Raw genomic sequence first — 24,604 nt, 5'->3', positions numbered from 1 at the left:
GGCGTGCCGGGGGTCAAAGCAGGGCAGGTGACTATCCTGGGGGGCGGCGTTGTGGGTACGGAAGCGGCCAAAATGGCGATCGGACTGGGGGCTGTGGTGACTATTTTGGATGTCAATGTGGATCGTTTAAACCAATTGGGGGAATTATTCGGCTCCAGGGTGGATCTACGCTATAGCAATGCCAGCGAGATTGAAGAGCTATTACCCCACACCGATTTACTGATTGGAGCGGTATTAATCCCTGGAAAACGAGCTCCTGTTTTAGTGTCCCGACCCCAAGTGGGGCAAATGTTGCCGGGGGCAGTGATTATGGATGTGGCGATCGACCAAGGGGGCTGTGTGGAAACTTTACGGGTTACGTCCCACAGTCAACCCAGTTATGTGGAGGCGGGGGTAGTCCATGTGGGGATTCCCAATATGCCCGGAGCCGCTCCCTGGACTGCTACCCAAGCCTTGAATAACAGTACATTGCCCTATGTGTTGAAATTGGCCACCCTAGGGGAAAAAGCGTGGGAAAATGATTTGCCCTTAGCCAAAGGGGTTAATGTCCAAGCGGGAAAATTGGTGCAACCGGCGGTGCAAACTGTTTTTCCTGATCTGTAATGGCTAGTTTGGATCAACAAGATTTACCACTAGTAAAGGCGTTGAAAAACCTTGCCCAACGGCCGGATACGCCTTTTTATGCACCGGGCCATAAACGGGGTCAGGGTATTGCCCCTGCATTTAAACAATGGTTAGGGCCAGCCCTATTCCAAGCTGACCTGCCAGAATTACCGGAGTTGGATAATCTTTTTGCTCCCAGCGGGGCCATCGCCAAGGCCCAGGAGTTAGCGGCGGATTTGTGGGGGGCAGAACGAACCTGGTTTTCCGTTAATGGTTCTACGGCGGGCATTGTGGCGGCAATTTTGGCCACCTGTGGCGATGGGGATAAAATTCTCTTGCCTCGGAATGTTCACCAAGCAGCGATCGCCGGCATAATCCACGCTGGGGCAGTGCCAATTTTTCTAGAGCCGGAAATTAACCCCGATTGGGATTTGGCCTTGGGGATTAGGCCAGAAACCCTATGCCAAGCGCTACAAAAACATGACGATGCCAAAGCGGTATTTTTGCTCCATCCTACCTACCATGGCGTTGTGGGGGACTTGCAGAAGTTAGTTGAATTAAGTCATGGTGCTAAATTACCTGTTATTGTTGATGAAGCCCATGGGGGCCATTTTCCCTTCCATCCCCTGCTACCTAGACCAGCTTTGGAATTGGGGGCAGACATTGTGGTCCAATCCACCCATAAAATGCTGGGGGCTTTAAGCCAGTGCGCCATGGTTCACAGCCAAGGAAATCTAATTAATCCCCAACGGATTAGCCAATGCTTACAGTTAATCCAGTCCACCAGCCCCAATTATGTTTTGCTCGCTTCCCTCGATAGTGCCCGGCACCAAATGGCCAATGTCGGTCGGGAAATGATGGCAGAAGTGTGGGAATTTACTCTCCATTACCGTCAAAAGTTAGAGCAAATTCCTGGATTAAATTTATTAGCAGTCACCCAATCTGGCCCCGGAGCTTTAGCCCTTGATCCCACCCGCATTACCATCGATGTCACCCAATGGGGAATGTCAGGATTTGAATTGGATGATTGCCTACGGGAAAAATTTCAAATTACAGCGGAACTGCCCACCCTAAGGCAACTGAGTTTTATCGTCAGCATTGGCAATCAAGCCCAGGATTTAGCTCGTTTATTGGAAGCTTTAATTCGGTTAGCGCCCACGAATTTTCAACAACCGTTTCAATTAACTTTGCCTGCTTTACCTAGTACTATTCTGGCCATGACGCCCCGTCGAGCGGCCTACGCTGCCCAAAAGTTGGTGCCAGTTAATGAAGCCATTGGACAAATTAGTGCCAGTCTGCTTTGTCCCTATCCTCCCGGTATTCCCGTCCTTATCCCTGGAGAAATTATCACCCCAGAGGCGATCGCCTTTTTGACGAAAGTTTTAAGTTTAGGCGGTACAATCAGCGGACTGGCTAATGAAGAATTAACCCATTTAGCTGTGGTGAATTAAACCAAGATTGATAAATTAAAAATCAGAAGTCTTGAACGGCAATGGCAGGTTTACCACTACAAATATCTGGATGTTTATTCGGCTTTGCATATTACTCTTATCCTTCAGAAAGTTACTTTTATTCCATGTTGGCGATCGCCTGTGAAATCAGACTGTCTTATTCTTCGGTTAAATCACTGATGCCAGTAATTGCGTCCAGAATAATCGTTAACTTTGCCTGCAGTTGAATGAATTGATAATTCATTCGATCTAATCGTGATTCTAGATGATCAAATCGATTATCAAACTGATCAAACCGAGCGTCCATATGCTTTTCCATAACCGAAAAGACTTCACTTATACGCCCGTCTGATTTCACATCTAACTCAAGGGTTTTTATTCTCTCTACAGCATTGATCAATTACCTTCTCAATTGATTGATGTATTTATTTTGTTCCTGTTCGCTCATAGGGCAAACTCCCCTGTTCAGCAGTTGATAAGTTTTATTGATACCGGATCGTAGATGAGATTTTATTGCATATCGGCGATCGCCTGGCGGGCCATAGAAGCAATACCTTGGTCAGTGGCTTTAGGTAATTGATAATATTTACCCCCAGCTTTCTGGGCTAATTCCTTACCGAAGCCGGTGGAAACAAACTTTTTCTCCGTATTGATAACCAACAATTGCATACCTAAACCCCGAATGCGGGCAGCAATTTCCAACAATTCTGCTTTAATATCTGGCTTTTCCCCCTCAGGAATTTCGTCTCCTAGGGAACGGGCTAGAGGTATGTTGCCCCGACCGTCGGTAATGGCCACGATTACCACTTGGCCAATATCCCCGGAGCGTTTGGCATTCATGCCCACATTGACCGCCTGCATTAAGCCGTGGGAAAGGGGAGAACCACCGCCACAGGGCAATGTTTCCAGCCGTTTTTTGGCCATGGCAATGGAGCGGGTGGGGGGCAGGAGAACTTCGGCGTTTTCCCCCTGGAAGGGAATGAGAGAAACTTGATCCCGATTTTCATAGGCTTCCGTGAGCAATTGCATCACTGCCCCTTTAGCAGCCTGCATTCTGTTCAACGCCATGGATCCGGACGCATCCACCAAAAAGACAATCAATGCCCCCGCTTTCCGCACCAGTTTTTTACCCCGAATATCCCCTTGTTCGACAATTACTTGGCGATCGGGATGGCGTAGGCGGCGGGATTTTTGATAGGGGGAAGCGGCTCGCAATGTAGCATCCACGGCAATGCGGCGTACTTTTCCCTTGGGCAAAATTGGTTTGAGGTAACGACCCCGGTCATCGGAGAAAATTACCGAACGGCTACCGGATTTACCCTGTTTTTGGGCCATCTGGGCAAAGTACAGCACCGACGGATCTAGACTGACCCCTTCCGGATCAAAAATAAATTCTTCCGGGATGCTGGGGGGATCTTGCTCTGCTTCCGGCTCATTGTCCTTGTCGTCTTCCTTGTCGTCCTGTTGGTCTTCTTGCTCGTCTTCCCCTTCGTCCTGATTTTGGGGCGGTGGTGGCGGCGGCGGCGCCTGGTCGGGGGGGGGAGGATTATCCATCAACACACTGCGGGGTACTATCACTAATTCCACTGCTTGCCGTAGATCATCAGCCTGCACATCACTGCGTCCATCCAAAGCGGCGATCGCCTTAGCTACCCGCATGGCAAACAATTCTCCCCGATGGCCCTGGAGTCCCCCCCGGATCGATTCCTCCACTAAGTAACCCACTTGCTCCGAGGTTAGACTTACTTCCTTGAGCCATTCCCGGGCCAAAATGATGGTGGTTTTGAGGTCGTCCAATTCAGCGTCGTATTGGTCAATAAAACTAATGGGAGAATCGGCATAGGCTAGCACCTGGTCCACCGCCGCCACCCGTTGATCCAATCCCAAAATACCGTCTGCACTCAAGGCGATCGCAATGCGGTCCAGTAAATGTCGCCGCAACGGCCCCTCTTCGGGGTTATAGGTAGCAATTAATAAAGGTTGGCAGGGATGCTGAAAACTAATGCCCTCTCGTTCAATCTGGTTTTTGCCTTCCGTTAGCACCGTTAGTAATTGGTTGGCAATTTGGTCGTCCAACAAATTCAACTCGTCAATATATAAAACTCCCCGGTGGGCCTGGGCCAATAAGCCCGGCTGAAATACCGCTTCCCCCTGTTTGACGGATTTTTCCACATCCACTGACCCCAACAGCCGATCTTCCGTTACCCCCAACGGAATTTGGATAAAGGGAGCAGGAATAACCTGGGTTTCCAAGTGATCCAGGGGAACATCGGCAAATTTTTCCAGGGTTTCATCATCCCAAGTGCCAGGATTTTTCGGATCGCACTGGTAACGATTGCCCTTAATAATTTCAATGGGAGGTAACAGAGTGTGAATTCCCCTGGCCATGACCGATTTCGCCGTGCCCCGTCGTCCCGCAATTACAATGCCCCCGAGCCCCGGATCGATCGCCCCTAGCAGTAGGGCTAACTTGATCGCTTCTTGGCCAACGATCGCCGTAATCGGGAAATTTAAGGGGATAAAAGGGGTCAGGGTGGTCATGGAGAATAAACTTTACCGACGGGAGACATAGTTGAGCAACAAGTTAACATCATCCCTTGTGGGGCAGGACTTCTGCAACTTTTTTCGGATTCGTAGAATAATGGGGGTTAACTTGGGCAAAATCTCTAGACTTGTGAACTTTGTGGATGATCTCAGTGAATTTCCCCGCCAGCATCAAAACCATTGGGGAATAGCCACCCTCAATAATTGCCGTCCGCCAGGAACTGGGCCCCTATGCTAGTTACCGACACCCTCCTGCTGGACTTTAAACGTTGTCAACGCCGGGCCTATCTCAACACCCACGGCTCCAGTGAGGAACGCCGCCCGGAGCGGGATTTTTTGCTCAAACTACGCCAAGAAAGCCAAAGACATATCCAAGAAGTTTTGGAAGAACAGTTTCCCCATTACCGGGAACCGGAAACCCCTACCCACCTCGGCCAGGAGCGGGCCCAGGAAACGAAAAGCTTAATGGCCCAGGGAGTGGATTGCATTTATCGAGGTTATCTTTACCACAGCCTGCCGGTCAATTTAAACACCGACCATAATGGCAATTTGCCAGTACTGGAATTGTTGGGCCATCCCCATCTGTTGGTTAAAGTTGCCGGTGAATCCCGTTGGGGCCCCTGGCAATATCGGCCAGTGAGTATCCAGTTAGGCCGTCGGCCAAAACCAGAGTACAAGATTCTAGCCGCTTTCTATGCCCAGTTGTTGGCAGTGCATCAGGGATCGTTGCCCCGTTGGGTGGAAATTATTCTGCGGCGGGGTAATTCTTACTCGGTGGATTTGTGGGAATGGTTGCCCCGCTTTCACCAAACCCTAGCCGACTGTGTGCAAACCCTAATTCATCAACGGGAACCGGAGGTATTTATTTCCCGCCAACGGTGTAATCTCTGTCACTGGTATGACCATTGCTACGCCATTGCCCAGGAGCAACAACACCTTTCCCTCGTCCCCGGAGTCACCCCCAGCCGCTACGAATCCTTGCAAATGGTGGGAGTTTTGACCATTGACTCCCTAGCCCGACTCCAGGCGGCCCAGGTGGGGGAATTAATGGGCTCGACGATCGCCAGGCAGTTACAACAACAGGCCTTGGCCTTGGTGGAAAAACGCCCTCTCTTAAAAACCACAGTGGCCGCCCCCCTGCCCCAGGCGACGGTGGAATTATATTTCGACATCGAAGCGGAACCAGAACGAAATTTGGATTATTTGCTGGGGGTAGTGGTGGTGAATCGAGAGGAAAAAACGGAAAAATTCTATGGTTTTTTGGCCCATAATCCAGAAGAAGAAGGCATTATTTGGCAAGAGTTTATTGATTTAATTCAAAGTTATCCCGATGCTCCTATTTATCATTTCTCCGAATATGAACGGGAAACCATCAAGCGCTTGGGTAAACTCTACGGCACACCGCCTAAATTGCGGGAACAAATGTTAGATCAATGCGTAGATTTGCATCACTACGTCACCAACCATGTGATTTGTCCAGTGGAAAGTTATTCTCTCAAATCCTTAGCTAGTTGGTTGGGTTTTCAGTGGCGGGACGCCCAGGCCAGCGGCGACCAATCGGTCTGTTGGTACGACAATTGGTTGACCAGTGGCGATCGCCAATTTTTAGAATTGATTTTGCGTTACAACGAAGATGATTGCCGAGCTACTTGGATATTAAAGGATTGGCTTAGTCAATTTTTGGCAGCGTAGTTTGTTGAACATTCACAGATTTGATCAACGGCTTGGGCAAAATTATTTCAACATCTTCATGGTCAAGGTTAGAGTGCCAACCAGTGGACTTATTTTAACTAAGAATGAGGCAGTTATGCTACCATGGGACAAAATGAACCGTCGATTTATCTGTCATCAAAACGATTATGTCCTATAGTCTTGATTTGCGATTGAAGGTTATACAGTTCATAGAAGAAGGTGGTGGTGTAACCAAAGCAGCCAAAACATTCAAAGTCAGCAAAGCAACCATTTATCGTTGGTTGGGCAGGGAAGATTTAGCCCCCACCAAGGTGGAAAATCGCCGCCGAAAAATAGATGTGAAGGAACTAGAAGAAGACGTCGAAAAAAATCCCCACACCCCATTGATCGAAAGAGCCCAAAAGTTTGGTGTGACCCCCGCTACTCTATGTTATAGATTCAAGAAAATGAAAATTACTAGGAGAAAAAATGGCTACTTTATCAAGAAAGAGAGAAAGAAAAACAATGATAATGTCAGGGATAACTAAACAATTGACAGCAAATTTCCAATTAACTTGATACAGATGAAACAGTCGCAATACTTATTTTAAAATTTTGCTGTGCCACTCAGATACCTTAGCCGCTCTGTTAAGCATAAATAATTTACCTAATCATTCCTAAAAAAGCAGAGGGGAAATTAGATTAGACGCAAAGCATGGAGTTCTATTTTTGCTTTCTCAATAACCAAAATCCGGTGGTGGTGACCCCAGAATCATCGGGCTGGAGCCATAAAAAATGTAAGCCTTTGGCCTTTTGTTGCCGCTGATTAAATATCCCCGCCGCTGTGGCCATTTCCCCGTCTTTAAAGGTGACCATCACCCATCGATCGCCGTTTTGGGTATGAAGTACCAGTCCTCCTGATTGTTGGGGGTCTTCGGCAATATAGAGCAGACTTGTTGGTTGTTGTTCTGCTAGCCATTGACCAATCTGACGACATTGACGGCCACCATAAATAACCACGCCAGGTATGGGCAAATCCGCTGCTAAACCTAGCTGGAGGGGGGACAAATGCTCCGGCATGGCTTGATAACGCATCGGGCGATCGCCAAAATAGGGCCAGATATCCTGGGCCGGCAGAGCGACAAATTGCCAACTTTCCCCCAGTAGATGATCGGGCAAGGGTTGGGGAGGAGGGGGCAGGGAATTAACCATGGTTGAGAAGTGAAAATTACAGTCGAACAAAGTTTCTAGTTAACAATTAGGCGCTTAGGCGCTACGGGAAAGATGGGATTCCAGCAACGTCACAATGGGCCAATGACGATTTAAGCGTGCTAAATCTAGGGCTGTTTGCCCACCCTGGTTTTTGAGGTTAACCTCCAAAGCGGGGAAATTAGCCAGTAGGGTTTGCGCCGCCTCCCCATGGCCCCGATGGCAAGCCCACATCAGTGCAGTGGAGCCGCTGGGATCAGCACGGTTAACTTGGACAGCGTAATTAGCAATGGCGATAATCACAGCACTCAGATTTTCCATGGCCGCCAGCATTAAAGGGGTTTTTCCCTCCCATAGGGTTTGATCGAGGTCAACCCCCGCATCCCCCAGGGCGTTAACCATGGCCGCTTGGGTCTGGGCATCCCCATGGCTGGCAGTTAGAGCTGTCAGGAGTGGCGGTTCCCCGTTGCCGGAAAAATTACCATCGGCCCCGGCATTGAGAAGTTCACCCACAATCCCCAAATGTCCCTGGGCGATCGCCAAATGTAGGGCCGTGTCCCCCGCTTGATTAACCGCATTCACCATATTCCTGGGGCCATTTTTTAATAGAACCGCCACCATGGGTTCATAACCTTCCAAACAGGCCAGATGTAAAGCTGTATCCCCGGCTTCTCCAGCTTGGGCAAAGGGATAGCCAGCCTCAATCAATGCTTGGACGGCAAAAGTGTTGCCTTCCTCCACCGCTGTGAACCAACCATTTTGATCCCAGGGGGCACCGGCTTGCAGTAAACAGTCAACGATGGCTTGGTCACCTATATTGATGGCCAGGGTCAGGGGTAAATTGCCATCCCCATCCCTCAGATCCAGCCTAGCTTGGTGCCCTAGCAGCTTCTGTACCATGGCCAGATTTTGCTGTTTTATGGCCCATTCCAGAGCCGTTGTGCCCTGTTGATCTTGGGTCTGTGCCTTGCTTCCTCCCCTTAATAAAGTTTCCACCAAAGGCAAATTATTGCGATAGGCCGCCATTATCAACGCCGTGGTACCGTCATCGTTGCCCCGATTCACCTCGGCGCCAAATTCGATTAACATTGCGGCGATCGCCTGTTGAGTTAGATTTTTTTCAAGGTCATGGGGAGGGGACTGTAGCCCTGCTAATAACATCAAGGGGGTGATGCCATGGGGCGGCCGGGAGCGGTTGGGGTCAGCCCCCGCTTGGAGTAGTTGTTTGACGGTGGTCATTTCCAGGGCCGCTACGCCATACATCAAAGCTGTCAGTCCCCTGGCATCCCTTTGATTAACCTGGTCTGGGGTGGCAGTAAATAAGTGTTTTTGCACCAATTGCCATTGACCCTGTTTAGCCGCTACCACAATGGGATTGACCATGGTTTGATTGCTGATTTTTGAGTAAAAATGCTTTGACTTTTGCCCGTTTGGATTACCCATTTCCCAAAATATCATTGTTATTCGGGGCCCGGGCATTCCCCCATCAAGGATTTTTGCCAACAACCGAGGGTGATGGTAGCGGGGGGATTTGTAACAAAAAGCAACATGGCCAGCAAATCTCGATAAAAGTTACCCTCCATTGGTTGGGAACTGCTTTAAACTAGGCTTAAGCCCCAATTTATGGCGATGGCCACCACCACAAGAGGTAATTACGAGCATGGGCAAACCCACTGGTTTCCTGGAATATACCCGCGAAATTCCCCAAGAGTTAAGCCCCGGCGATCGCCTGAGGAATTGGGACGAATTCCACCTAACCATGCCCGACGAACAGGTGGAAACCCAAGGGGCCCGTTGCATGGATTGCGGCACGCCCTTTTGCCACACCGGTAATTTGATCAGTGGCATGGCCAGTGGTTGCCCGATCAATAACCTCATCCCGGAATTCAACGACCTAGTCTATCGGGGCCTGTGGCGGGAAGCCCTAGACCGTCTCCATAAAACCAATAATTTTCCCGAATTCACTGGTCGTGTTTGTCCTGCCCCCTGTGAAGGATCCTGTGTGTTGGGCATCAACAATCCCCCGGTGACCATCAAAAACATTGAATATTCCATCATCGAAAAGGGTTGGCAGGAAGGTTGGGTGACCCCGGAACCACCCGCAAAGCGTACTGGGAAAAAAGTAGCGGTGGTGGGGTCTGGCCCCGCTGGTTTGGCCGCCGCTGCCCAACTGAATAAAGCGGGCCATTGGGTGACGGTTTACGAACGGGAAGACCGCCCCGGTGGTTTGCTCATGTACGGCATTCCCAATATGAAGTTGGACAAAGAAGAGGTGGTGCTCCGCCGGTTGAATGTACTGGAAGCGGAAGGAGTCACCTTTGTTTGCAATACCGAAATTGGCAAGGATTTACCCCCAGAAACCCTACTTAAGGACTACGATGCGGTGGTGCTTTGTACCGGTGCCACTAAGCCCAGGGATTTGGCGATCGCCGGTCGGGAATTAGAAGGCATTCACTTTGCCATGGAATTTTTGACTGCCAACACTAAGGCAATTTTAAATAAAGCTCCAGGCCCGGACTTTATTAGTGCCAAGGACAAAGACGTGGTGATTATCGGTGGCGGGGACACCGGCACTGACTGTGTGGGGACTTCCCTCCGCCACGGTTGCAGAAGCTTAGTGCAACTGGAAATTATGCCCAAACCCCCCGAGGAACGGGCCGCCAATAATCCCTGGCCAGAATGGCCCAAAGTGTACAAAATGGACTACGGCCAGGAAGAAGCCGCCGCCGTCTATGGGCACGATCCCCGCAGTTATCTCACCACCGCCACTAAAATTGAAGGGGACGACCAAGGGCGGGTTAAAGCTGTACATACGGTGGATGTCCGTTGGGAAAAAGATGATCAGGGACGCTTTATTCCCCAGCAAGTGGCCGGCACAGAACAGGTCAGACCGGCCCAATTGGTACTGCTGGCCATGGGATTCCTCGGGCCGGAAAGTCAACTATTAGATGCAATGAAATTGGCTAAAGATGCCCGGGGCAATGTCAAAGCTGAATATGGCCAGTATGAAACTAGTATTCCTGGCGTCTTTGCCGCTGGGGACTGTCGCCGGGGTCAAAGTTTAGTGGTCTGGGCCTTCAATGAAGGTCGAGGGGCGGCTAAAGCCTGTGACGTTTACCTCATGGGGGAAACGGATCTCCCCTAGGTGCCCATAGCCATCGGTTAATTGATCATATGAATGAGCGTCGGCAGCGGCGATCGCCCCCTAATTTTTTTGATTAGCAATGCTGAACAGTCGAATTAAAAATTATCATAATCCCTTATATTGTCAAAGGGCCCAAGGTTTCCTATGCTTTTCATAGGGTAGATAATCAAATTTCCGTAAATTTTTTATTTATCCTCCTAAATTCGACCTCAACAGCAGGAAAGTCTGTCAAGAGCCGATACTTTTTGTGTCGGGGGTTTGTCTTGGGTTCCTAAGATCTGCTCTGAAATTCTCTTGATTTTTCCGTTCACCAAAGCTGTTACTGTGGACTGTTAGGCAATCAATCGGGTTCTGAGTTTTGATCCCTTGGTGGGAATGGCCAGATCCGGCTCTGCCTCTGACCACAGTCGAACTCGCCTGCTAACTTTTACCCGCCCTTTCACGATTCTAGGAGACTATCCCCCATGTCCATTGCAGTTGGAATGATCGAAACCCGTGGCTTCCCCGCTGTTGTAGAAGCGGCCGACTCCATGGTTAAAGCCGCTCGGGTTACCCTGGTGGGCTACGAAAAAATCGGTAGCGGTCGGGTCACCGTCATTGTGCGGGGGGATGTGTCCGAAGTACAAGCTTCTGTTTCCGCTGGTATCGAAGCCGCTAACCGAGTCAACGGTGGCGAAGTGCTTTCCACCCACATCATCGCCCGTCCCCACGAAAACCTGGAATACGTCCTCCCCATTCGCTACACCGAAGAAGTTGAACAATTTCGGACATATTAATTCCCCTTTGCTTGGCGATCGGTAGTCAACTACACAGAATAGCCAGCACTGCCGAGCCTAAGCCGTGGCCGCTGATCAGCGTAATTTTGATTTTTTGATTTGATATTCCCTGGGAGTAACTTAAACCTATGTCAATTGCAGTTGGAATGATTGAAACCCTCGGGTTTCCCGCCGTTGTGGAGGCCGCCGACTCCATGGTGAAAGCCGCCCGGGTTACCCTGGTGGGCTACGAAAAAATTGGTAGCGGTCGGGTTACCGTGATTGTGCGGGGTGACGTGTCTGAGGTGCAGGCCTCGGTTACCGCTGGCATCGAAAATATCCGTCGGGTGAATGGTGGTGAGGTTTTGTCTAACCACATTATTGCCCGTCCCCACGAAAATCTGGAATACGTCCTCCCCATTCGCTACACCGAAGCAGTGGAACAGTTCCGGGAAATCGTTAACCCTTCCATTATCCGCCGTTAGTTTTCCCTGTAAATTTTGAGCCCAATTAAGCCATGCAACTTGCCAAAGTTTTGGGGACCGTGGTCAGTACATCGAAGACACCAAACTTGACCGGCGTCAAGCTGCTTCTGGTTCAGTTCCTCGACACCAAAGGCCAACCCCTAGAACGCTATGAGGTGGCCGGCGATGTGGTGGGGGCAGGCTTGAATGAATGGGTGCTGGTGGCCCGGGGTAGTGCCGCCCGTAAGGAACGGGGTAATGGCGATCGCCCCCTGGATGCCATGGTGGTGGGCATTATCGACACGGTTAATGTGGCTAGTGGCTCCCTCTATAACAAGAGGGATGATGGGAGATAGTGCTCCCCCCCTTTTCCCATCCTTCCTATCCACTGGGGGAATAGGGTTTTGCTTGGGACGTATTTGAACCCGATGCAGTGCTAGCAAAGCCCCTGGGCTGGTTGTTCGCTGTATCTAGGAGGAACTATTGCATGGGATCTCGCACCGCCTTGGCCTCCAGGCCTTGGTCCAAACATTTAGCAGACCCCCAAATTGACCCGACGGCCTACGTGCATTCGTTTGCCAATGTGGTGGGGGATGTGCGCATTCAACCTGGGGTCAGTGTTGCCCCTGGTAGCTCCATCCGAGCCGACGAGGGCACCCCCTTTTGGATTGGCAATAATGCTTTAATTCAGCACGGAGTGGTAATCCACGGCCTAGAAACTGGTCGGGTGCTGGGGGACGATGACCAGGAATATTCTGTTTGGATTGGGCCGGGCACCTGTGTGGCCCATTTGGCTTTGATTCACGGCCCAGCTTACCTAGGGGCTAATTGCTTCATTGGTTTCCGTTCCACTGTGCTCAATGCACGGGTGGGGGATGGGGCGGTGGTGATGATGCATTCCCTTGTCCAGAATGTGGAAATTCCCCCCAACAAGTTGGTGCCCTCCGGTGCCATGATTACCCAGCAACACCAAGCAGATAGTTTGCCGGATGTGCAAGCTGGCGATCGCCATTTTGTCCAGCAGATTGCGGCCATGCAAGGGGAAAGTTCTTCCCCGACCCAGGGGAATAGTCCCGCCGTCTGTGTTTTGCCGGAGTCCCTCCCCGCTGTTACCCCCGTTACCGAAACTCCCTATATAAATTCCATAGACAACATGAGTATTAATTCTGACATTACCAACCAGATCCGCTCCCTCCTGGCCCAGGGCTATGGTATTGGGGCAGAGCACGCCAACGAACGACGTTTCAAAACCAAATCTTGGCAGAGCTGTGGCACCGCCGATGGTTTCCGTCCCGACCAGGTCATTGCCACGGTGGAAGGTTGGCTCCAGGAGTTTGCGGGGGAATATGTGCGCCTAATTGGCATTGACCAGGGGGCCAAGCGCAGGGTGGTGGAAGTGATTATCCAACGCCCCGGCGACGTACCCGGTTCCCCCAGTCGGGGCACCACTACGACCAAGGCCTTGAGCAGTGGCAGTTCCAGCCGGAGTAGCGCGGCCCAGGGAGGAAGCTTAGCTGGGGACAGTGCTAATCAGATGCGCGCTCTGTTGCACCAGGGTTGCAAAATTGGTTTGGAATATGCCAGCGCCCGTCGCTTCAAAACCGGCTCTTGGTTGACCGGGGGGACTATTAGCAGTCATCGGGAAGGGGAAGCTCTGCAGGAATTAAATCGTTTCATTGCTGACCACACCAATGAATATGTACGCATTATCGGCATTGATCCGGCGGGTAAACGGCGACTGGCAGAAATTGTTGTACACCGTCCCAATGGCAATGGTGTCAGCAAGTCCAGCAGTGCTAGCAGCGCCGGCACCTACAAATCGGCTCCAGTGAGTGCCCCCGGTAATAGCAATGGTGGTGGTTTAACTCCAGAGGTAGTAGCAACGGTGCGGGGATTACTGGCTAATGGTCACAGCATTGGCACCGAACACACGGATAAACGTCGCTTTAAAGCCAAATCCTGGGATACCTGTCCCACCATTGACGGGGGTCGGGAAGCTGAAGTTTTAGCCAAATTGGAAGCCTGCCTCGCTGACCATGCCGGGGAGTATGTGCGGATTATCGGCATTGACCGGGGAGCAAAACGACGGGTGTTGGAACAAATTATCCAACGTCCGGGGGATAACGTTACTTCCGGGCGATCGCCGTCTTCGGCTAGTGTTAGTGGCACTGGTAGTGCTTCCAGCAATGGCTTTGGCGGTAGCAACGGCAGCAGCTATGGTAACTCGGCTGTGCGTTTAGACAATAGTGTGGTCACCCAGGTGCGTTCCCTCCTGGCCCAAGGTTACAAAATTGGCACCGAACATACGGATAAACGCCGCTTTAAAGCCAAATCCTGGCAGAGTTGTGCCCCCATCACCAGTACCCACGAGTCGGAAGTGTTGCGGGCCCTAGAAGGTTGCTTGGCAGACCACAATGGCGAATATGTCCGCTTGTTGGGCATTGATCCGGCGGCTAAACGACGGGTGTTGGAAACCATTATTCAGCGTCCCTAGTAACCACTAGTCGACCAGCCCTCCGGATTTTGCCATGCAGTTACCGCCCGTTCACAGTGTTAGTCTTTCTGAATATTTTGTGAGTGGTAACGTGGTCATTCACGAAACAGCGGTGATTGCTCCGGGGGTTATTTTAGAAGCGGCTCCGGATTGTCAAATTACCATTGACGCCGGAGTCTGCATTGGTTTAGGCAGTGTAATTACCGCCCATGCCGGTGATGTCCAAATCCAAGCTCAGGCGGCGATCGCCCCTGGTTGTCTGCTCATTGGGCCAGTAACCATTGGACAAACAGCCTGCCTCGGTTCCCGGAGTACAGTTTTTCAACAGAACATTGATGCCCAGGCCCTGATTCCCCCTGGATCTTTACTAATTAATCGGGTTGTCAGTGCCCAGACGGTAACCGCCAGTGCTCCAACTAGTGACAGCGTTACCGAAGAAAATTCCGCTTCGATAGCAAACCCCATCGCCCCGATTCCTTCCCCCTGGGACAACGACCCCCCTGCCCCTAGGACGGATTCCCCCTCGGATAAACCCAAAGAATCCATGGCAAAGGAAACAATGCCAGATCCGGCCCAATCACAGGAACATATTCCCCCCAATCAACCCCCTAGGGAATCGGTACCAACCGCTCCAACTGTGGTCACCACTACGCCGTTAGTCCCAGAAGAAATCAAGGAAAAGCCGCCCGTGGTGGGTCAAGTTTATATTAATCAATTGCTCTTAACTTTGTTTCCTGAACGACGATATTCTGGTTCCTAAATTGACGAGCATCAAACCATCGCACTCCAAAGGGGGGGTTAGGGGAGCCATACCACCAATAATGGGAGTTAAGAACTGGCTAAACCGATTATTAAGTGAGGTAATGCCGACAAAAGCAGAGTTTATTGAAGTAGTGTCTGATTTTTGAGATAAGGTATTTACCATGGGGGAGATAGTCTTGAAAAATTAGCGTCTCCCTGGAAATCTCCCCTCCTCGCCTGTAATCACGGTTTTTGTCCCGGCGCAGCTTGATTGTTGTCTTATGGGCAAAGTGGGGCTTTTTCTGGAAAAAACTGGTTGTTATTTGTCCCAGTTACCTCAGTCCATTGCGTCTCGCCTAAATTATGCTGATTTGTCCCCAGTGCTCCGCCGAAAATCCTAACCGTGACAGTGTTTGCCAAAAGTGTGGCGCGTCCCTGAAGGAACGTCCCTGTAATCAGTGTGGAGAAATGGTGCAGTACGGAGAGGCCCATTGTCCCCATTGTGGGGCGATCGCCGGTCAGATATTAAAGGTGTTGGTGACGGTGCCAGTGGCGGTGGGCCCGGACGGGGAACCGGAGCAAAGTTTTGATCCCCAAAAGATCAAGCTTTATGAAAATTTTATTGATGTGGGTCAACGTTACCAATTACTCACCCCCGTGGAAGAAAATCCCTTTACCATTGATGAGTTTGGGGGAGGGGAACAAATTATGCTCAAAAGTAGGGTGGTGGATTGCCAGCCCCTACAACCATCCGTACTGAAAGCACTATTATCCCAACAGGGAGATCTGTTAGCCCGATTACCCCAAATGTCCGACGGGGAAATTATGGCCGATGACACCTGGTCGAGCTTGAATTTACCCAAGGCGATTATTCCTTATTTTCGCTTTCCGGAATTGGTGCCCAAAATCCCCGAAGCCTACGATGCCTGGTGTGACGGAGATTATGGTTTTGTGTTAATGGAAGACCGTTCTGAATGGGATGTGTTGGCAGACATCCTGCGGGACGAAGGGGACTCCCTGCCTGGGCTGGAAATGGTTTTCTGGATTAATCAACTTTTCCAACTCTGGCATCAACTTGCCTCAGCCGGCTGGGGGAAAGGACTGTTGATGGCGCAAAATCTGCGGGTGGACGAAGACCAAAACATCGCCCTAGAGCAAATTTATGCCAATGGCAGCTCTCCGGTTTCCCTAGAGGAATTTGGCGATCTATTACATGGTTATTTTAGTCCGGTCCCCTCGGCGGGAGAAGATTTGTTGGCCATATTGCAAAAGGCGGCCCAGGGTGAGTACCAAGACATGGACGATTTATTTACGGACATCGAAGATTTGGTGATTACGGTGGAGGAAGAAGGGGAAGATTTCACCATCCATGAAGTGGATTTCGAGCAGATTCCAGATGAGGTTTTTGCGGCGATCGAAAGTGGGGAAAGCGCTCTGCAAAGGGATGAAATTCCCTCCAGTACTAACCCGGTGACCATGCCCGATGCCAATGTGTTTGACTCGGAAGAGGTAGACGATGTCCCCACGGCGGTATTGCCTATGCAGTTAATTAGCCTGGTGGATGCGGGCTACACTGACCGGGGTGGGCACCGGCAGCACAATGAAGATTTTTTTGGCATCACCACAGATGTGGAAACCCATCGCAACAACCATGGCAAGACCATCAAAGCCCAAGGAATTTATGTAGTCTGTGATGGTATGGGAGGCCATGCCGCCGGGGAAGTGGCCAGTCAAATGGGGGTCAAAACCCTGCTGGAATATTTTCAAATTGTCATGGCCAATAAGTTGCCTGATAAAAAAACCATTGCTGAAGGCATTGGCCTGGCCAACCAAAAAATTTACGAAGTTAATCAAAGTAATGCCAGCTCCGGCAGTGGCCGCATGGGCACCACTCTGGTAATGACGCTGGTTAAGGACACCACCATGGCGATCGCCCACGTGGGGGACAGTCGTATTTACCGAGTCACCCGCAAAAACGGTTTAGAACAGTTGACGGTGGATCACGAAGTGGGCCAACAGGCCATCCTCAACGGACTGGAGCCAGATTTGGCCTATGCCCGCCCCGATGCCTATCAGTTGACCCAGGCCTTAGGTCCCCACAGTAGTAGCTATATCAAACCAGATGTACAAATCTTTGAAATTGAAGAAGATTGCCTGATTCTGCTCTGTTCTGATGGCATTTCCGACAATGATTTTGTCGAGGAGCATTGGCAAGAATTACTCTTGCCCTATGTTAGCTCTAGTCAAGACGTGGACCGGGGACTGAGAAAATTGATGGAGGCGGCCAATGAATACAATGGCCACGATAATTTGACCGGCGTATTGGTGCGGCTTAAGGTTCGTCCGCAAATTCCTTTGGATGTATGGTAGTTTCAGTGGCTTCTGGTTGACGTTTGGCTAAGACAAATGCATTGATCGCCTTGCTGAGGATACAGGTATAGGTGAGGGCTTCTTCTAGCCGTTGAAAAGAGGGAATGACTAGACTGTGGCTGGCGGTTAAGACCAAAATTTCTGGCTTTTCCTGCCCCACCGTTAATACGGCTTCCACCGCGTCGGTGGGGACTTTTCCCAGGGGTTGATTGTCCAAATTTGCCCGTACAAAATGTTGGTCCACAGCACAGTACTTAACCCGACTAAGGCGCCAGCCCCGGTAAATCATAATGGCGATCGCCAGCAGTAGGGGCAGACCAATGCGCCAATCTTGCCAGGGCATCATTAAACCAAAATTAGTTGGTATCTCAACGTAAACCATCTCCCCCGCAAAAGCCCGCCGAAAACCATCCAAAATAGCGCCCAATTGCACCATAAATCCCATCATTAACATCACAAATAACAGGAAACCCGATTCCCGAAAAATTTGTTGAATTAATAGCCAAGAATCCCCCCAACGCCAACGGGAAAAAATCTGCCATTTACGTTCTGTTCTTTTTATCCCCACCCCTTGTCCTTGTTGCAATAGTCGTGCTTCCTCCTGGGTTGTAATGGGATTCAAAGCATAGGCTCCTGGTCCATGGCTAGCCTCAAAGCCCACTGGCACCGGTTCCCCCAGCAATTCTTGGATCGTGGCGATCGCCCCTAGCACCCGGTCAAGGTTTTGATCTTCTTCAAAAATCCAATCAGAACCATCGTACAGAAGCAGTTGCCCCTGCCACACCGTCGCCAACTTATCCTGAAAGGCTCCCCCCCTAATTTCCCGCCGCCGCACACCGATGGCCCGCACTTGCCCTGGATTAAATTCCATAGAAAGGGGAGGGCGTTGGGGTAATTGCAGTTGCCAACTTAAATTTCCAGCCCTATTGAGACGGAGGTAAACCCGACGAATGTAATGTCCCCTCTGAAAATTTCTGTGGCTGATAGAGTTGTCAATAAACCAAAAGATAAAAAATAAGGTAAATAACCATTGACTAGCGGTACGAAAGCTAAACGTTAGCCAAGCAAGAAGCAAAAAAATCAAAAAAAGGATGAGATTAAAAGCTTCGTTGTTTTGTACTTCCCCCGCCCACAACTCCTGCCACATTATTTTCAACAAACTGGTGTAGAGGGATTGGAAAATTTTCTTGAGCTGGACCAAAGGGGTAATGGCCAGGGCATAGGGACTGGGGGAAGGATAAAGAATGGTGCCCGTATACACCGGCTGGGGTTCGGCAATATTTTCGTCATCTGCCATGGGGAACCTCAGTGGAAAAAATAGCGCTATCGGATTATATTAAGTGGCCCCCAATGGTTAGTCAGGGAAGCCACCCTGGGACCAATAAAGTCCCTGCTGTTGCTAGTTGGCCAGGTCAGTCAGGTTAAACATAAAGGGAATGGCTGCCCCTTTGCCTTCTCCCCCCATCACCAAAACCTTGGGCATGGGAGCACCTCCTTCCCGCCAAGCTTCGATCGCCTCTTTTTGTAGGACCAATTCCCCCCCCTGGGCTTTTAAAGTTTCCGCCAGTAACCGTTGGGCTTCCGCCTTCCCCTTGGCTCGGTTGATGTCCGCCTGGGCCTGTTGTTCCGCTTCCTGAGCCACATACACTGCCCTTTGGGCTCGTTGTTCGGCGATTTGTTTTTCCTCCACTGCCTTGGCAAATTCGGGGGAGAAGGCCAAGTCCACTACGCTGGTGTCCAGGACAATAATGCCGTATTTCTCCAAACGGGAATTGAGGGCGTTATCAAAGTCTTCTTTCAACTCACTGCGTTTGGTAATTGCTTCTTCCACTGTGCGCCGGGCAGCGGCAATTTTAAAAGATTCCTGGGTTTGGGGAGCGATGATTTTGGCCACAATATTTTGTAGCGTGCCCTGGGTACGGCGAATGGTGACCACTTCGGTGGGATCAAGACGGAAGTTAATGGCAAAGCTAGCAGACAAATCCTGTAAGTCCTTAGTGGAGCTTTGGGCCGGCACTTCAAATTTTTGCACCGTCACATCGTAAATATCTACCGAGGATACTAGGGGGGGCTTGAAATGAATACCTTCTAGTAGGGCTCCGTCCTGGGCCTTACCCAACACACTCAACACACCGGCCTGACCAGGGTTAATCACCACAAAGGAGTTGAAACTCAGCAGGACTAACAAGGCGGCAATCAGCCCCCCCACAATGGACTGCCAGCCGTCAAAGGATGGTTGTTTGCTCATAATTCTTGTCTGCCTGTCGTTGTACTTGGGGGAGATCCCTGCCCAAAGTATGGCAGAAAACCCTTCCCTTCCCAATGCCTCGACTTGCGGTAACCCGATCTGAGCTACAGTGGAACTTTGAGGTGAGTTGTTGCTGACGGTGAGATCACACCCCAACTTTTAGCCAACTTTGCGGTTCCCCAACGGCCAAAATTAAGTTTTAGATATCAACTTTTAAGTTTTCCCATGGCTTCTCAATTACGTGTTTATGTGCCGGAGCATCCCTTAATTAAGCATTGGTTGGGGGTGGCTAGGGATGAAAACACGCCGCCGGTTTTGTTTAAAACGGCCATGGCGGAATTGGGGCGTTGGTTGACCTATGAAGCTGGTCGTTATTGGTTGCCAACGGTGGATACGGAAGTAACAACTCCCCTGGCGATCGCCAAGGCTAGCCTGATTGACCCCCAAATACCCTTTGTAATTGTGCCGATTCTACGGGCAGGTTTGGGATTATTAGAAGGGGCTCAAGGTTTATTGCCCCTGGCAAAGATTTACCATCTGGGTTTGGTGCGCAATGAAACTACCCTAGAGCCCAGCCTTTATCTCAACAAATTACCGGAGCAATTTGCCCCCGGCACCCATCTTTTATTACTTGATCCCATGTTGGCCACGGGTAACACCATCATGGCCGCTCTGGATTTACTGATGGCCAGGGGTATTGATGCCAATTTAATCCGTTTAGTCTCCGTGGTGGCGGCCCCCAGTGCCCTCCAGAAATTGAGTAATGCCCACCCCCATTTGACCATCTACACCGCCATGATCGACGAACAGCTCAATGACCGGGGTTACATTGTGCCCGGCCTAGGGGATGCCGGCGATCGTTGCTTTGGTACTTGATGACGCCGTTAAACTAGTAATCAAATAATTACAAATTTCACCCCCCAAAGTTAAAAACAGGAGTAAAATCATGGCCCAAAAAGATAACTTCGCCGGAGGATTTTTATTAGGCACAGTCATTGGTGGTGTGGTAGGGGGAATTTTAGGTTCCGTCCTGGCCAATCGAGCTGCCACCCAAAGCCCCGACCAGGAGAAATTGGACACTGAGGGGGTAGGAAATCTCGATAGCGAGGAAAATATTGAGTTGGCCCGCCGTCGTCTGGAAGACAAAATTGCCCAACTTAATTTGGTTATTGACGATGTCCGTGACCAATTGGGCCATGTCAACGAACTAAACAATATTAAGGAAGTGCAAGAAGAACATCGCTAATCAATCCCAGCCGAAGGCTTTTCCTTACAATTCCTTTGGTCTAGTTGAAGTTACCGCCATCATTGCTAGGGAACCAGAGGAAGTGACAGTCCAATGACATTCAAAATTAAATTTTGGGGAGTACGGGGTAGCATCCCCTGTCCAGGGCCAACAACACTGCGCTATGGGGGCAACACCACCTGTGTGGAAATGGCGATCGGACAGGAACGACTGATTTTTGATGCGGGTACGGGCATCAAGATGTTAGGGGATAGTCTTTCGGGCAAGGGGGCAGTGTCAGCCCATATTTTCTTTACCCATAGTCACTGGGACCATATCCAAGGATTTCCTTTTTTTGCCCCCGCTTTCCGCCCTGGTAACTTTTTTCGGGTTTATGGCGTGCCCACCCCCGATGGCATGACCATTGAACAACGACTCCATGAGCAGATGTTACACCCCAATTTTCCTGTGCCGTTGCAGACAATGCAGGGCATTGTGGCCTTTTATGATTTGGAGGTGGGGGAAGACATTGTCATTGATGATATTAAGTTACAGACTAGGCCGTTAAATCATCCCGGGGAAGCCATGGGTTATCGGATGACTTGGCAAGGCATTACGGTGGCCTTTATCACGGATACAGAACATTTCCCCGATCGCCTGGATGGGAATGTGTTGGCATTGGCCCAGGATGCGAATGTATTGATTATTGATGCCACCTATACCGACGAAGAATATTACGATCGCCAAATGAGTAAGGTGGGTTGGGGCCATTCCACCTGGCAAGAGGCGGTGAAGGTGGCCCGGGCCGCTGGGGTAAGGCAGTTAATTCTTTTCCACCACGACCCCGGCCATGATGATTCCATGTTAGACAGCATATTGGATCAGGCTAAACAACAATTTCCTGCCACGGCGATCGCCAAAGAAGGCATGGAAATCAGCCTAACCCCTGGAACAATGGACAGTTCCTTGGCAACCATTACCATAGTGGAGTGAAGTCAGTCTATCTTCAATGGATTCGGCTCCTGAAATCACTATTCAAGCTTTGCCGGCCGGAGGTAGCGTTACTTTTCATCTCCCCCATTCGCCACCAGCCTTGAGATCTAGTCCAGTTTTGAACCTTTTTACCCTGTCCCCATTGGCCAATAATTTTTCCCTACAGAAATTACTCCAACATCGACTCCGCTGGGCTGTGGTTGTGATTGTCTTTTTGCCCCTGGTATTCGTTGGTTGCACCACCAGGAGACCCACCACCGTTACCCTGTCCAGTGGCAGTAACCTCAGTGCCTATGCCCGCATTGGTCAACAAATTCAGGAATCAGCGGCCACCGTGGATTTAGTGGTGGAAGATGAAAAAAATTCCCAGGGTTCCCAACAAAATCTACAGCGGCTATTGGATGGGGAAGTGGATTTTGCCCTAGTACAATTGGATGTAGCCAGCGAAGCCATGAAAGCAGGGGATGTGGCCGCCGTGGCCATTTTGACTGAAGAATATGCCCACATTGTTGGCCGCAAAAATGACAATGTGAATACTTTGAGGGACCTAGAAGGCAAAAAAGTTAGCATTGGGCCCCCCGGCAGTGGCATCAACTTCACCGCCACCCGCTTATTTGACTCCACCAGTTTGACCATTCAACCCTATACCCAGTCAGCCCTAGGCCTGGGCTTGCAAAGTTTTACTGCCCCCGACAGTCCTTTGGATGCGCTGGTGTACGTGGGGCCCCTCAAGGCCAGCGATGATGTGCGGGAACAATTGACCATTGTTAGAGATGTTAATTTTGTACCCCTAAGCGAAAGCTTTATTAATTACTTGACTTTGCAGTTTCCCGAGTCCTATCGCAAAGCCTATATTCCCCAAGGGACGTACCGTGCCTTACCGCCCTTCCCCTCGGAAGATGTGCTCACCATTTCCACCGGAGGAGCGTTACTGACCAGACCCAATGTGGGGCGGGAAAAGGTAGCCCTGATGACCTGGGCGATTTTTGCTAATTCCCGGCAATTTGCCTCTTTCTACCCCAAATTAGCAACGGAAAATGGCTCGGTTAATCTTTATGAAGGTCTGCTGTATATTCATCCTGCGGCCATCCGCACCTATCGGGAGGGAGACCCCCGCATTGCTTGGTTACGTTATCTCCAGGACAACAAACCCCTGCAGGCCGCTTCCATTATGTTGTTGAGCACCACCACCATTGGTTTTTTAATTCGGGGTTGGCGCAAGCGTAAAACGGAAAAATTCCTAGTGGGCCATCGTCAGGCGATCGCCGATTTGGGCACAACAGCGAGGGAAAATCCCCAGGAAGCGTTAAGGGAAATTGAAAGTTTAAAACAGAGCTATCGTTTGATGTTGATTGAGGGCAATTTGGCACCGGATTTGTATCAACAAATTGAAGGAATGAATGAAGTTTTCATCGAACAATGTCGCATGGAAATTAATCGTCAGCAGGATAAGGATTTAACCAAAATCATCGGCGGTTTAACTGAGGTGCAACAATGGCAGGGCCATAATACGCCTTGGATGACGGAACATCTCCGACAATGTCAGGAAATTTACCGAGAAATGCTCCTCAAAGGACATTTGGACTTTCCCACTTATCTCAATCTATACCAAATGCAACTGCTGTTGGATATTCTCACCAGTCGCCCCCAGCCCACCATGGAAAGGGTTTAATCCGTTGCTGGTTTCTGGATAGGAAGCTACGACCTCAGTTTAAGTGGGTCGGAATAGTTCACTCTCCCGTTTGAATTTAACATCAACTGAAATTGACTTCCCCTAGCTAAAGCCATTGGTTTGTCGAGTCCATTGATTCAAGCTCCCTTGCTTAGACATCAGAGCTATCCCAACTCCAGGCTAAGTTGCACAAAGGGCTGATTTTGATCCTCCACTCTGGGAGCACTCTGTAATTTTTGCCAGTAATCCGCCATCCATTGTTCTGAACTGCCGGGACATTGGCGATCGCCTTGGAGCCAAGCTTGGAAGACCTTTTCCCGGCCATCCTGGGGGCAGGTGATTTGATAAATTCGCACCCGCTTTTTCTGCACAGTTTGGGTGCGGACTAATTTAATGCCAAAGCCCAGTTTTTCTAGGAAGCGACGCACAATGGTGATGGGACTAGCATTTTTGGCCAAACCAATGCCCACCACCGTTTTGATGTCATCCCGGTTGGCTAAAGCTAATTTGCCTAAAGCGATCAAATCCTCATCCAGGGCACACAATTCCCGTTGAGGATGGCCAAGGAGAATGGGAATACCAATGATGTCGTAAGTACCAATGATTGCCCCTAACTGGGAGCCATTAAAATCCGGCAGAAAGAGACTGCCCTGCCCTTGATCCAATAGTAAACGGGCAATTTTGGCATCCCGATCGCCTAGGAATGGTCTTCCCACAGTGAGGAAGTAATGCCAACGCAGTTTTTGATACCAATTTTGGTCATCTTTTTGCACCAGGTCGGCCGTCACAGGGATGCCGTAGCGTTGGGCCAGTTCATGGCGGCGTAACCTTTGGCGTTCGTGGCCATTTTTCACTAGCCTTTTCTTTAATTGTTGATATTCCGGCTCCGTTAACGGTTGAGCGTCGGCGATCGCCTGGCAGTCAGCGAGATAATTTTGTGTTCGCACCGCTTCAATGGCCTGTTGCAGGGGCTGAGGGGCGACCGTACTGAGGGGATGGTCTGGGTCACTGGCGGGGGT

At 50.3% G+C, this 24,604-nt stretch carries 21 protein-coding genes and 2 pseudogenes; 15 read left to right on the top strand and 8 right to left on the bottom strand.

The window, feature by feature from the left end; translation table 11 throughout:
- Positions 1-603: pseudogene (locus IQ217_RS16110) on the top strand (alanine dehydrogenase); the annotation flags it as partial.
- Positions 603-2,054 carry an aminotransferase class I/II-fold pyridoxal phosphate-dependent enzyme gene (locus IQ217_RS16105; protein WP_194020731.1) on the top strand — a complete coding sequence of 484 codons (1,452 nt, stop codon included), beginning with the start codon at positions 603-605 and terminating at the stop codon, positions 2,052-2,054. The pseudogene IQ217_RS16110 and the gene IQ217_RS16105, both read left to right, overlap by 1 nt.
- Positions 2,055-2,211: 157 nt before the next feature.
- Here IQ217_RS16105 and IQ217_RS16100 read toward each other — a convergent pair whose 3' ends face one another.
- Both IQ217_RS16100 and bchD read right to left on the bottom strand, forming a co-directional pair.
- On the bottom strand, positions 2,212-2,454 hold the full coding sequence (locus tag IQ217_RS16100; RefSeq protein ID WP_228024002.1) for a hypothetical protein: 243 nt from the start codon (positions 2,452-2,454) through the stop codon (positions 2,212-2,214).
- Positions 2,455-2,564: 110 nt separating this feature from the next.
- A complete protein-coding gene (gene bchD / locus IQ217_RS16095) occupies positions 2,565-4,595 on the bottom strand; it encodes a magnesium chelatase ATPase subunit D (RefSeq protein ID WP_194020730.1) in 2,031 nt (676 codons plus the stop codon).
- Between the two features lie 234 nt (positions 4,596-4,829).
- Here bchD and IQ217_RS16090 point away from each other — a divergent pair, with 234 nt between their 5' ends.
- Both IQ217_RS16090 and IQ217_RS16085 read left to right on the top strand, forming a co-directional pair.
- Positions 4,830-6,290 carry a TM0106 family RecB-like putative nuclease gene (locus tag IQ217_RS16090; protein ID WP_194020729.1) on the top strand — a complete coding sequence of 487 codons (1,461 nt, stop codon included), beginning with the start codon at positions 4,830-4,832 and terminating at the stop codon, positions 6,288-6,290.
- Between the two features lie 167 nt (positions 6,291-6,457).
- Complete coding sequence (locus IQ217_RS16085; protein ID WP_190597581.1) at positions 6,458-6,817, top strand: IS630 transposase-related protein; 360 nt, start codon at positions 6,458-6,460, stop codon at positions 6,815-6,817.
- A 175-nt stretch (positions 6,818-6,992) separates the two neighbouring features.
- On the opposite strand, the gene IQ217_RS16080 is transcribed toward IQ217_RS16085, so the two are convergent.
- The 3 genes from IQ217_RS16080 to IQ217_RS19300 all read right to left on the bottom strand — a co-directional run bounded on the left by IQ217_RS16080 (position 6,993) and on the right by IQ217_RS19300 (position 9,061).
- Positions 6,993-7,481, bottom strand: coding sequence for a Tab2 family RNA-binding protein (locus IQ217_RS16080; RefSeq protein ID WP_194020728.1), 489 nt, complete (start codon positions 7,479-7,481; stop codon positions 6,993-6,995).
- A 54-nt stretch (positions 7,482-7,535) separates the two neighbouring features.
- A complete protein-coding gene (locus IQ217_RS16075; RefSeq protein ID WP_194020727.1) occupies positions 7,536-8,861 on the bottom strand; it encodes an ankyrin repeat domain-containing protein in 1,326 nt (441 codons plus the stop codon).
- Between the two features lie 77 nt (positions 8,862-8,938).
- The gene (locus tag IQ217_RS19300; protein ID WP_265583650.1) at positions 8,939-9,061 is read right to left on the bottom strand and encodes a hypothetical protein; all 123 of its coding nucleotides are present in this window, start codon (positions 9,059-9,061) and stop codon (positions 8,939-8,941) included.
- 77 nt (positions 9,062-9,138) lie between these two features.
- On the opposite strand from IQ217_RS19300, the gene gltD reads away from it, so the two are divergent.
- The 7 genes from gltD to IQ217_RS16040 all read left to right on the top strand — a co-directional run bounded on the left by gltD (position 9,139) and on the right by IQ217_RS16040 (position 17,447).
- The gene (gene gltD, locus IQ217_RS16070; RefSeq protein ID WP_194020726.1) at positions 9,139-10,623 is read left to right on the top strand and encodes a glutamate synthase small subunit; all 1,485 of its coding nucleotides are present in this window, start codon (positions 9,139-9,141) and stop codon (positions 10,621-10,623) included.
- Positions 10,624-11,087: 464 nt separating this feature from the next.
- Complete coding sequence (locus IQ217_RS16065) at positions 11,088-11,399, top strand: carbon dioxide-concentrating mechanism protein CcmK (RefSeq protein ID WP_010871406.1); 312 nt, start codon at positions 11,088-11,090, stop codon at positions 11,397-11,399.
- Between the two features lie 128 nt (positions 11,400-11,527).
- Positions 11,528-11,863, top strand: coding sequence for a carbon dioxide-concentrating mechanism protein CcmK (locus IQ217_RS16060; RefSeq protein ID WP_010871405.1), 336 nt, complete (start codon positions 11,528-11,530; stop codon positions 11,861-11,863).
- Between the two features lie 32 nt (positions 11,864-11,895).
- The gene (locus IQ217_RS16055; protein ID WP_010871404.1) at positions 11,896-12,198 is read left to right on the top strand and encodes a beta-carboxysome shell vertex protein CcmL; all 303 of its coding nucleotides are present in this window, start codon (positions 11,896-11,898) and stop codon (positions 12,196-12,198) included.
- Between the two features lie 131 nt (positions 12,199-12,329).
- The gene (locus tag IQ217_RS16050; protein ID WP_194020725.1) at positions 12,330-14,336 is read left to right on the top strand and encodes a RuBisCO small subunit-like domain-containing protein; all 2,007 of its coding nucleotides are present in this window, start codon (positions 12,330-12,332) and stop codon (positions 14,334-14,336) included.
- 34 nt (positions 14,337-14,370) lie between these two features.
- A complete protein-coding gene (locus IQ217_RS16045; RefSeq protein WP_194020724.1) occupies positions 14,371-15,096 on the top strand; it encodes a beta-carboxysome scaffolding protein CcmN in 726 nt (241 codons plus the stop codon).
- A 344-nt stretch (positions 15,097-15,440) separates the two neighbouring features.
- The gene (locus IQ217_RS16040; protein ID WP_194020723.1) at positions 15,441-17,447 is read left to right on the top strand and encodes a serine/threonine phosphatase; all 2,007 of its coding nucleotides are present in this window, start codon (positions 15,441-15,443) and stop codon (positions 17,445-17,447) included.
- Here IQ217_RS16040 and IQ217_RS16035 read toward each other — a convergent pair.
- Both IQ217_RS16035 and IQ217_RS16030 read right to left on the bottom strand, forming a co-directional pair.
- Positions 17,410-18,744, bottom strand: a complete 1,335-nt coding sequence (locus IQ217_RS16035; protein WP_194020722.1) for a hypothetical protein — start codon at positions 18,742-18,744, stop codon at positions 17,410-17,412. The two genes, IQ217_RS16040 and IQ217_RS16035, sit on opposite strands and share 38 nt — an antisense overlap.
- 102 nt (positions 18,745-18,846) lie before the next feature.
- On the bottom strand, positions 18,847-19,695 hold the full coding sequence (locus IQ217_RS16030; protein WP_190595526.1) for a prohibitin family protein: 849 nt from the start codon (positions 19,693-19,695) through the stop codon (positions 18,847-18,849).
- A 225-nt stretch (positions 19,696-19,920) separates the two neighbouring features.
- Between IQ217_RS16030 and upp the strand changes: the two genes are divergently transcribed.
- The 4 genes from upp to IQ217_RS16010 all read left to right on the top strand — a co-directional run bounded on the left by upp (position 19,921) and on the right by IQ217_RS16010 (position 23,585).
- The gene (gene upp, locus IQ217_RS16025; RefSeq protein WP_194020721.1) at positions 19,921-20,571 is read left to right on the top strand and encodes a uracil phosphoribosyltransferase; all 651 of its coding nucleotides are present in this window, start codon (positions 19,921-19,923) and stop codon (positions 20,569-20,571) included.
- A 70-nt stretch (positions 20,572-20,641) separates the two neighbouring features.
- Positions 20,642-20,941, top strand: a complete 300-nt coding sequence (locus IQ217_RS16020; RefSeq protein WP_194020720.1) for a ssl2009 family thylakoid membrane protein — start codon at positions 20,642-20,644, stop codon at positions 20,939-20,941.
- A 93-nt stretch (positions 20,942-21,034) separates the two neighbouring features.
- On the top strand, positions 21,035-21,913 hold the full coding sequence (locus IQ217_RS16015; RefSeq protein ID WP_194020719.1) for an MBL fold metallo-hydrolase: 879 nt from the start codon (positions 21,035-21,037) through the stop codon (positions 21,911-21,913).
- 142 nt (positions 21,914-22,055) lie between these two features.
- Positions 22,056-23,585: a TAXI family TRAP transporter solute-binding subunit gene (locus tag IQ217_RS16010; protein ID WP_228024284.1), complete on the top strand. Its 1,530-nt coding sequence runs from the start codon at positions 22,056-22,058 to the stop codon at positions 23,583-23,585.
- A gap of 164 nt (positions 23,586-23,749) precedes the next feature.
- Here IQ217_RS16010 and IQ217_RS16005 read toward each other — a convergent pair.
- Positions 23,750-24,604: pseudogene (locus tag IQ217_RS16005) on the bottom strand (plasmid replication protein, CyRepA1 family); the annotation flags it as partial.

It is taken from the genome of Synechocystis salina LEGE 00031 (genome assembly GCF_015207985.1).
GTDB classification, from domain to species: domain Bacteria; phylum Cyanobacteriota; class Cyanobacteriia; order Cyanobacteriales; family Microcystaceae; genus Synechocystis; species Synechocystis salina.
This window is presented reverse-complemented; position numbering and strand designations above follow the sequence as displayed.

Coding starts and splice junctions, on each gene's coding strand:
- IQ217_RS16105 (WP_194020731.1), top strand. CDS start 603: ATGGCTAGTTTGGATCAACAAGATTTACCACTAGTAAAGGCGTTGAAA.
- bchD (WP_194020730.1), bottom strand. CDS start 4,595: ATGACCACCCTGACCCCTTTTATCCCCTTAAATTTCCCGATTACGGCG.
- IQ217_RS16090 (WP_194020729.1), top strand. CDS start 4,830: ATGCTAGTTACCGACACCCTCCTGCTGGACTTTAAACGTTGTCAACGC.
- IQ217_RS16085 (WP_190597581.1), top strand. CDS start 6,458: ATGTCCTATAGTCTTGATTTGCGATTGAAGGTTATACAGTTCATAGAA.
- IQ217_RS16080 (WP_194020728.1), bottom strand. CDS start 7,481: ATGGTTAATTCCCTGCCCCCTCCTCCCCAACCCTTGCCCGATCATCTA.
- IQ217_RS16075 (WP_194020727.1), bottom strand. CDS start 8,861: ATGGTCAATCCCATTGTGGTAGCGGCTAAACAGGGTCAATGGCAATTG.
- IQ217_RS19300 (WP_265583650.1), bottom strand. CDS start 9,061: ATGGAGGGTAACTTTTATCGAGATTTGCTGGCCATGTTGCTTTTTGTT.
- gltD (WP_194020726.1), top strand. CDS start 9,139: ATGGGCAAACCCACTGGTTTCCTGGAATATACCCGCGAAATTCCCCAA.
- IQ217_RS16065 (WP_010871406.1), top strand. CDS start 11,088: ATGTCCATTGCAGTTGGAATGATCGAAACCCGTGGCTTCCCCGCTGTT.
- IQ217_RS16060 (WP_010871405.1), top strand. CDS start 11,528: ATGTCAATTGCAGTTGGAATGATTGAAACCCTCGGGTTTCCCGCCGTT.
- IQ217_RS16055 (WP_010871404.1), top strand. CDS start 11,896: ATGCAACTTGCCAAAGTTTTGGGGACCGTGGTCAGTACATCGAAGACA.
- IQ217_RS16050 (WP_194020725.1), top strand. CDS start 12,330: ATGGGATCTCGCACCGCCTTGGCCTCCAGGCCTTGGTCCAAACATTTA.
- IQ217_RS16045 (WP_194020724.1), top strand. CDS start 14,371: ATGCAGTTACCGCCCGTTCACAGTGTTAGTCTTTCTGAATATTTTGTG.
- IQ217_RS16040 (WP_194020723.1), top strand. CDS start 15,441: ATGCTGATTTGTCCCCAGTGCTCCGCCGAAAATCCTAACCGTGACAGT.
- IQ217_RS16035 (WP_194020722.1), bottom strand. CDS start 18,744: ATGGCAGATGACGAAAATATTGCCGAACCCCAGCCGGTGTATACGGGC.
- IQ217_RS16030 (WP_190595526.1), bottom strand. CDS start 19,695: ATGAGCAAACAACCATCCTTTGACGGCTGGCAGTCCATTGTGGGGGGG.
- upp (WP_194020721.1), top strand. CDS start 19,921: ATGGCTTCTCAATTACGTGTTTATGTGCCGGAGCATCCCTTAATTAAG.
- IQ217_RS16020 (WP_194020720.1), top strand. CDS start 20,642: ATGGCCCAAAAAGATAACTTCGCCGGAGGATTTTTATTAGGCACAGTC.
- IQ217_RS16015 (WP_194020719.1), top strand. CDS start 21,035: ATGACATTCAAAATTAAATTTTGGGGAGTACGGGGTAGCATCCCCTGT.